7 protein-coding genes are annotated in these 7,120 nt (G+C 59.8%); 5 read left to right on the top strand and 2 right to left on the bottom strand.

What is annotated here, in order from left to right:
- Position 1: 1 nt before the first annotated feature.
- Positions 2 to 610 (bottom strand): restriction endonuclease subunit S, encoded by a 609-nt coding sequence (locus AC27IQ_RS02340; RefSeq protein WP_487087943.1) that lies wholly within the window; start codon positions 608 to 610, stop codon positions 2 to 4.
- Positions 611 to 843: 233 nt separating this feature from the next.
- Here AC27IQ_RS02340 and AC27IQ_RS02345 point away from each other — a divergent pair, with 233 nt between their 5' ends.
- The 5 genes from AC27IQ_RS02345 to AC27IQ_RS02365 all read left to right on the top strand — a co-directional run bounded on the left by AC27IQ_RS02345 (position 844) and on the right by AC27IQ_RS02365 (position 5,390).
- On the top strand, positions 844 to 1,089 hold the full coding sequence (locus AC27IQ_RS02345) for a type II toxin-antitoxin system HigB family toxin (protein WP_487087945.1): 246 nt from the start codon (positions 844 to 846) through the stop codon (positions 1,087 to 1,089).
- Positions 1,090 to 1,121: 32 nt separating this feature from the next.
- Positions 1,122 to 2,348, top strand: coding sequence for an ImmA/IrrE family metallo-endopeptidase (locus AC27IQ_RS02350; RefSeq protein ID WP_487087947.1), 1,227 nt, complete (start codon positions 1,122 to 1,124; stop codon positions 2,346 to 2,348).
- A 218-nt stretch (positions 2,349 to 2,566) separates the two neighbouring features.
- On the top strand, positions 2,567 to 3,673 hold the full coding sequence (locus tag AC27IQ_RS02355) for a multiubiquitin domain-containing protein (protein ID WP_487087949.1): 1,107 nt from the start codon (positions 2,567 to 2,569) through the stop codon (positions 3,671 to 3,673).
- Positions 3,670 to 5,061 carry a ThiF family adenylyltransferase gene (locus AC27IQ_RS02360; protein ID WP_487087951.1) on the top strand — a complete coding sequence of 464 codons (1,392 nt, stop codon included), beginning with the start codon at positions 3,670 to 3,672 and terminating at the stop codon, positions 5,059 to 5,061. The genes AC27IQ_RS02355 and AC27IQ_RS02360 overlap by 4 nt, the downstream gene beginning before the upstream one ends.
- Positions 5,058 to 5,390 (top strand): ubiquitination-like system serine protease family protein, encoded by a 333-nt coding sequence (locus tag AC27IQ_RS02365; RefSeq protein ID WP_487087953.1) that lies wholly within the window; start codon positions 5,058 to 5,060, stop codon positions 5,388 to 5,390. Before AC27IQ_RS02360 ends, AC27IQ_RS02365 begins: the two co-directional genes overlap by 4 nt.
- 1,007 nt (positions 5,391 to 6,397) lie before the next feature.
- On the opposite strand, the gene AC27IQ_RS02370 is transcribed toward AC27IQ_RS02365, so the two are convergent.
- The gene (locus AC27IQ_RS02370; RefSeq protein ID WP_487087955.1) at positions 6,398 to 7,042 is read right to left on the bottom strand and encodes a hypothetical protein; all 645 of its coding nucleotides are present in this window, start codon (positions 7,040 to 7,042) and stop codon (positions 6,398 to 6,400) included.
- Positions 7,043 to 7,120: the final 78 nt, after the last annotated feature.

Below are 7,120 nucleotides of genomic sequence, written 5' to 3' on the forward strand. Positions count from 1 at the left end.
TTCAGGTGAGATTCGTGGGTTGTCCGCTGGCCAGGGCGAAGGCGAGCGCTTCAAGCTGCAACTCGCGGTTTTGGATCAGGGCAGTCAGCACGGCGCGCTCACGAGCGGCCGCCGCAGCCATATCTGTGACGACTCTTTGCGTCGCAAGCGGTGGCAGCGGGATCTCGAGGGCCTCGAGCGCTTGCCGGGTCACGCTGAGTTGCAGCGATCCAGAGGCTGCCTGCTGGAGCTGACGTTGCACCGGGCCCTGCCCAACGACCCAGGCAAGGAATTCCGGCATCAACAGCTCGCGAGCCTTGACCGTCAGGTGGAACAGGTGAGGCCCGCAGACAGCAGGCGCCGGTGGCGAATCAACGCACACAGCGAAGTACCGACTGCCCCTCGACACGAAGAGGAGGTCGCCACCGCTCAGCCAGTCCGGCTCCTTACGCCCCACCAGTTCCGTACGGACCGCCGACGACCAGTCGACACCTCTGCCAGGCAGGATGTCCTTCATCTGGACAACGGCGACCGCCCCCTCAGGTAACGCCTCAACCGCGCCCCGAAAGGGATGTCCGGCGCGGACATGCGCCAGATCGCCCAGCTTCATTTTTAGTGCGGCATCGTTCATGTTGCACATCTTAGCGTAATCATGCTAGGATGCCAACATTAATTTGACACGCAGCATAAACGATGACGCACTGAAAGTGCTTTTTACAACAATACAAGGAGTCAATCGTCGTGAACAAGGGAACTCTTGACACTTCCCCATTTGGGAAGTCACAATTCAACCATGCCGGGGGGCCAAAGCGAGGCCTATGCAACTAGTCAACATACCCATCTTGGAGGAGCTGAAGGCGGCCCATGCAGATGCTCGGGGAGCGCTGGATGCCTGGCGCAAGGAAGTGGAGGGAGCGATTTGGTCATCCCCTCAGGACATCAAGGACCGCTACGCCTCAGCAAGTTTTTTTGGGTGGCAACCAGGTCATCTTCAACATCAAGGGCAACAGCTACCGGCTGGTTGTCAAAGTCCGTTTTAAGAACGGCATCGTCATGATCGAGTGGGGCGGCACACACGCCGAGTACGACAAAAAGAACTTCGGCCAGTGAGCCCCCAAGACCCTCGACACCAGGAGAAGAACATGAGCACGCAGATTCGAGTACTGAAGACGGACGGCGATCACGCTGTTGCCGTTGCTCGGCTGTCTGAGCTGATGGACATGGACCCCGCAGGGGGATCCGCCGAAGAGGCTGAGTTGGAGCTGTTGGCCCTGCTCATTCAGTCGTACGAACAGACCAAGTTCCCCCCTACGCCGCCGGACCCGATCGACGCCATCCTGTTCCGGATGGATCAGCAGCGGCTGGCACACAAGGACCTCGTGCCCTACATCGGCTCGATGTCCAAGGTCTCCGAGGTACTGAGCCGCAAGCGTCCGTTGAGCCTGGCGATGATCCGCCGGCTTCACGCAGGATTAGGCATCCCGGCTGACGTGCTGATCGGCGAAGGGCAAGAGCTGTCGGTTGATTCGACGGTGGACTATACGAAGTTCCCGTTGGCCGAGATGCAGGAACGCGGCCTCTTCGGGCCGAATAAGCGGCCACTGCAGTCCCTGAAGGAATACGCAGAAGAACTGGTGACGGGCTTCTTTCGGTGCGCGTCAGGCCTGGGCGGACAGCCAGTCATGATGCGTGCGACGCTTCATCAAACAGGGGCCCGCACCATGGACGAGTACGCGTTCAAGGTCTGGCAAGCCTGCGTGCTGCGAAAGGCACGCCCCATGGCTCTCAAAGGTGCGTATCAGCACGGTGTCATCACGTCAGAGTGGATCCGCAACCTGACTCGGCTGTCGACCTTCGAGTCCGGCCCTCTGCTGGCTCAGGAGTACCTCTCCAACCATGGCATCGCGTTGGTCTTTGAGCGGCACTTCGACAAGACCTACCTTGACGGGGCAGCCATGCTGGACGGCGAAGCACCGATCGTTGCGCTGACGCTTCGGCACGACCGCATCGACAACTTCTGGTTCGCCCTGCTGCACGAACTCATCCACGTCCAGCGGCATTTGACTGCGTCGGATCCGTGCATTGCGGACAACCTGGACGACAAGACTCGAACCAGCGATCAAGAGCTGGAGGCCGATCGAGAGGCCGGAGAAGCCTTGATTCCAGAGGCCGCCTGGGTCAACGCCCCAGTCAGGATCAGCCACTCCACCGAGGACGCGGTCGACCTGGCGCGGCAACTACAGATTCATCCGGCCATCATCGCCGGGAGAGTTCGCAAGGAGACGGAGAACTGGCGCTTGCTGTCAAACCTGATCAGCTCGGCTGGAAAGGTCTCCGACTTGTTCAACAACCAACTGGCCTGCCAGTAGGAAAGGAGGCGCAACAAATGCTGCCGTGCAAATAGGAAAGGGCAAGCTTGAGAGCTTGCCCTTAGGGGTGAATCTGACGCGAACGCCCGACTCGGTTTGGCGATTGAGAGTGTGTTTGCGTCGGAGCCCCTAGTCAAGGCTCCCAAGCGATGTCTGTGGTCTTTCGTGGCTGACCAGTCACAGAAAAACGTTCATTTCGCTTTACGAAAGGGGCAACCATGCCCAACGCAAACACCTGTCCTCCTGCCCAAGATGGGCACTTCATCGAGGTCGCTGGCCTCGACCTCGTGTTCAAGCCTGTTCCTCTGGCTGACCACACCCCTACCGGGGCGCAAATTGCCAGCGCCGCTGGCTACAGCGATGCCCAGATGGTCACCGTGCTCCACCTGCTGGCCAACGGCGAACTGGAAGACATTCGCCCGACCGAAGCGGTGAGCATTCCGCAACCCGGCGGCCGGTTCGTTGTGGTCGTCACCGACCGCTCGTATCGGCTGACGATCGATGGAAAGCGCATCGATTGGCCAGCGCAGCGGATCTCCGGGAGCATCCTGCGCCACCTCGGCGGCGTTCAGGCGGACAAACTCCTGTACCTGGAGCGTCAGGACAAGGCTGACGTTGTCGTCCAAGACCACGACTTGGTCGATCTCGGCCATGCAGGGGTGGAAGCCTTCTACAGCCGAGCCCCCGTCTGGATCCTCAACATGCAGGGCGTCCGCCTCGAGGTGCCGACGCCAACGATCGTTGTCAGTGATGCGATGCGCCAAGCGGGCTTTGACACCAATCAAGGCTGGCACATCTTCCTCAAGGTGGCCGGACAACCGAAGAAGGCGCTGGAACTCACCTCTGTCGTTGACCTGCGGGCGCCCGGCATCGAGAAAATCCGGTTGACCCCGAAAGACGTGAGCAACGGTGAAGCGGCACAAGCTCTTCGCCGTGACTTCCCGCTGCTGGATGCCGACGAACGCTTCCTCGACGAGCACTTCGCCCAGTGGGAGACGGTGCTCGACAACCAGCGGCGCTGGCTGCTGATCTTTGGATATTCGGTTCCCGCGGGCTACAACCAACAGCAGATCACCTTGGCCCTCGAAGTGCCGCCGACCTACCCCGGGGCGCAAATCGACATGTTCTATGTCTTCCCGAGTCTCGCGCTCAACAGTGGTCAAGCGCTTGAGTGCACGCAGGTACAGGAAGCCATCTGTGGCCAGTCCTACCAGCGGTGGTCACGCCATCGGTCCGATGCCTGTCAGTGGCGACCAGAGTCCGACAACGTCGTGACTCACCTTGCCTTGGTCGAGTCGGCGCTCGCCAAAGAGGTGCCGCAATGAACCCGCCTACCAACCTGACGATCACGAACGCAGACCACCGGAAACTGCGAGATCACCTCTTTCCAGGCGATGGTCTCGAGGCAGCCGCCATCTTGCTCTGCGCTCGAACTCCTGGTCCACGAGTGCGCCTGCTCGTGAAGCAGGTCCTGTTGGTGCCGCATTCCGCTTGCAAGGAGCGGCGTTCGGATTACCTGGTTTGGCCGGGGTCGGCGATCGAAGAGGCCATCGACTTGGCGGAAGCTGATGGCCTCTCTTTGGTGCTGACCCACTCGCATCCCGGTGGTCTGTTCGGCTTCTCGCGGCACGATGACCGAAGCGATCTGGTGACGGTGCCCAGCCTCTTTCAAGCGCTTGGCGGACTACACGGCACAGCGATCATGACCCCTGATGGCGCTATGTTGGCGCGTCTTCACCGGCAGGACTTGTCACCGATCTCGGTCGAGTCTGTGATGGTTGCCGGTGATGACCTCACCTGGCATTGGGCCGACAGGAAGTTCAGCCCTCGACCAATAGCATTCACCAGCGAGGCGACCCAAGAGCTCGGTCGCCTCAGTGCCTGCGTCATCGGTGTGTCTGGGACGGGTTCGCTTGTCGCGGAGCAACTCGCGAGGCTTGGATTCGGCCAGGTGATCCTCATCGACTTCGACAAGATCGAACCGCGCAACCTGAATCGAATCGTCAACTCGACGCTGGAAGACGCAAAGGCTCAGAGATCGAAGGTCGTCGCGTTCGCTGAAGCTGTGACCAGCTACAGGGGAGAGGGGGTTGCGGTACCAGTGAACGCGTCAATCTCGGCACGCGAAGCTGTGCTGTACGCCAGCCAAGCCGACGTGATGTTCTCGTGCGTCGACACCCTTGACGCTCGACAGATCGCAGATCTTTTGGCCGCCAGCTTCTTGATCCCGCTGTTCGACGTAGGGGTCTCGATTCCAACCAGAAGGGCGACGCGGGGATCTGCAATCGCTGACGTCTGCGGGCGAATCGACTACGTCCACCCGGGCGGCCCGACGCTTCAAGATCGTGGGGTCTACGATCCCGCCTCGCTGCGCGCGGAGTACCTGCGGCGCACAGCACCGGATGCACACAGAGAAGAGATGCAGGCCGGCTATTTGCGCGGCGTCACCGAAGAAGCGCCAGCAGTCATTGCGTTGAACATGAGGGCGGCATCCGCATGCGTGATGGAGTTTATCGCGCGGGCCTACCCGTTTCGCCATGAGTCCAACGCTGCGTACGCCAGAACGCGATTCAGCCTCGCTGCGAACGAAGAGGAATCGTTCCCGGTTGAGTCGTTCCCGACGACGACCAACCCGCAGTTCGCACGCGGCGACTTGGAGCCGCTTCTGGGTCTACCCACTCTTCGCACTCCGAAGTCGAAGGCATTCGCATGAATGCCAAGCGGCTGTTGTTGAGGCTGTTCGAGTACGTGGCCCCGGCTCGCCGTGTTCAGGTACTCAGTGGAGACAGCCTGCCTCCGAGGCTGCCGGTCAGGGCCCTGGTGCTGGCGCGGGACGACGGCGAAGACTGGTGTGTAGGGATGCGCTGCCCCTGCGGGTGTGGCAGGAAGATCGAACTTCTGTTGATCAAAGAAGCTGCGCCACGCTGGGATCTGGACCTGGACCAGAAAGGTCGCCCATCCTTAACCCCTTCGGTGTGGCTTCGTGACGGCTGCCAGTCGCACTTCTGGATTCGCAAAGGTAAGGTTAGATGGTGCCCCTAGCCCGCAGCTTTCGTGAGGCCCACGCAACAGCAAAGTCAAGGAGTCGCAAGGCGGCGCCACCGGGCCGGATCAGTCAGCCTAACCGAAGCCGCTAAGGGGAACGAGGGACTTGCTGAGTAAGTCCTTCAGCATTACGACCCGTTTTCGTAACGGCGCCACCCTCAACCGGGAGACCGACAGGCCTCAGTCCGTCGGATCCCGGTGTCCCAGACATTAATGCCACGTCTCCGACATTGATGGCAAAGAACAGCGACGTATGGCGCCAGCGTGTGCCGTTTGCTCACCACCAGCCATTGTCAGGTTCCGGGGCAGACCTGACTTCCAGCTGGGGAGGCCACCAAAGTCAGCTTCAGATAACCGCCGACATTCGGTGTCGATTCCTGTGCGACTGCACCCAGCCTGAAGCTGACTTCGCATCAATCCACGGAATCGCCTTAGACAGTGTCTAACGAGGCGCACCACACTCAAAATGAATACGCCCATCGACATCCGTATTCAGCACTTGAGCCAATAAAATTCTTGCCGGACTTTATATAGATGTGCCTCAGCGCGGGATCTTGTCTCTCGATTGGCTGCAGCAGCGCGACTTTCTAACTCAGGCAGTTGAAGATCCAATGACGTGCACCGTAACTTATCGCCGGATGAAAGCCTGGATCGTCGGCGTTCCACATCCATTTGTTCATGCGACATGCCAGTCAGCGGTCGGAAGCCATCGTCAAGCAGCTTACGGTGCTCATCACGCTGAACCTCGGCGCCTTTTCGAGTGACGCCGGTCATTTTGTTCACCCCTTGGGTTGGGGTGGCATCGATGATCTTTGCTCCCACGCAAGGCTCATGCGAATACCCCACCTTCCCGTTTTGCTCACAGCGATAAACCGCCTGCTGCGCCTGTGCGGCCAGGGGCAACAGGGCGAGCCATAGAAGTCTTTGCACTTGTGTTCCCTCCCCCGGCCATTGTGCAGAAGATCTTCACGATGCTTGCAACGCTGGTCGGTTTGCAAGCCCAATCACTTCAAGCGGTAGCGCCCACGCTCTCCTTCCGTCAAGCGGCCCATTTGTTTCAGCCGATGGATCGCGACAGCGATTGAGCCTTTCGGAATGCCCGCACCTTCTGCGATCGAGGCTTGCGTCATCTGTGACCAGGCGCTGCGAGTCAGTACTCGCTCGAGGTAAGTTAAGACCTTGTCGTCGTTGGAACTGAGCGATTGGGCCTTGAGCACTCCAGATGACTGGGTCTTGGTTTTGGAACTGGCCCTGACGCCTTTGACTGGAGTGGGCTTGACGACTGCATCCTCTGCCTGGGCCTGCTGACCAGGCGAAATCTGAGGTGATCTCCGCAGCGGCAAAGCCTGAAGCAATTGCAAGTCGTTCTGGGCCAAAGAGGCAGCAGTTTGGTAAGCCGTGCGCAGTTGTTCCTCGATGGCTTGGAGTTCATGGGACAGGCGGGCCACGGTTCGAAGTTGGGCATAGGCGCGGTCAGCCTCAGCACTGAATGGCAGGCTTGCTACGGTATCTACCACGCTCTGGGCACCGGACTGAACCTCCTGAGCCATGGCTTGCTGGGCTGCATAGAGTGATTCAGCCGGCCTGTTGCAAAGTGAAAGCGATGGAACGGCTAAGCATGAAGGCCTCTCAAAAAGCAAAGCACTCACCAGGAGCACACCCTTGGATGGATGCCATAGGGCTTACGGAGCACTGACGCCCGCGCGTCCAACTTTCTGCCGACCACG

The organism is Acidovorax sp. KPB24-07, from assembly GCF_057543315.1.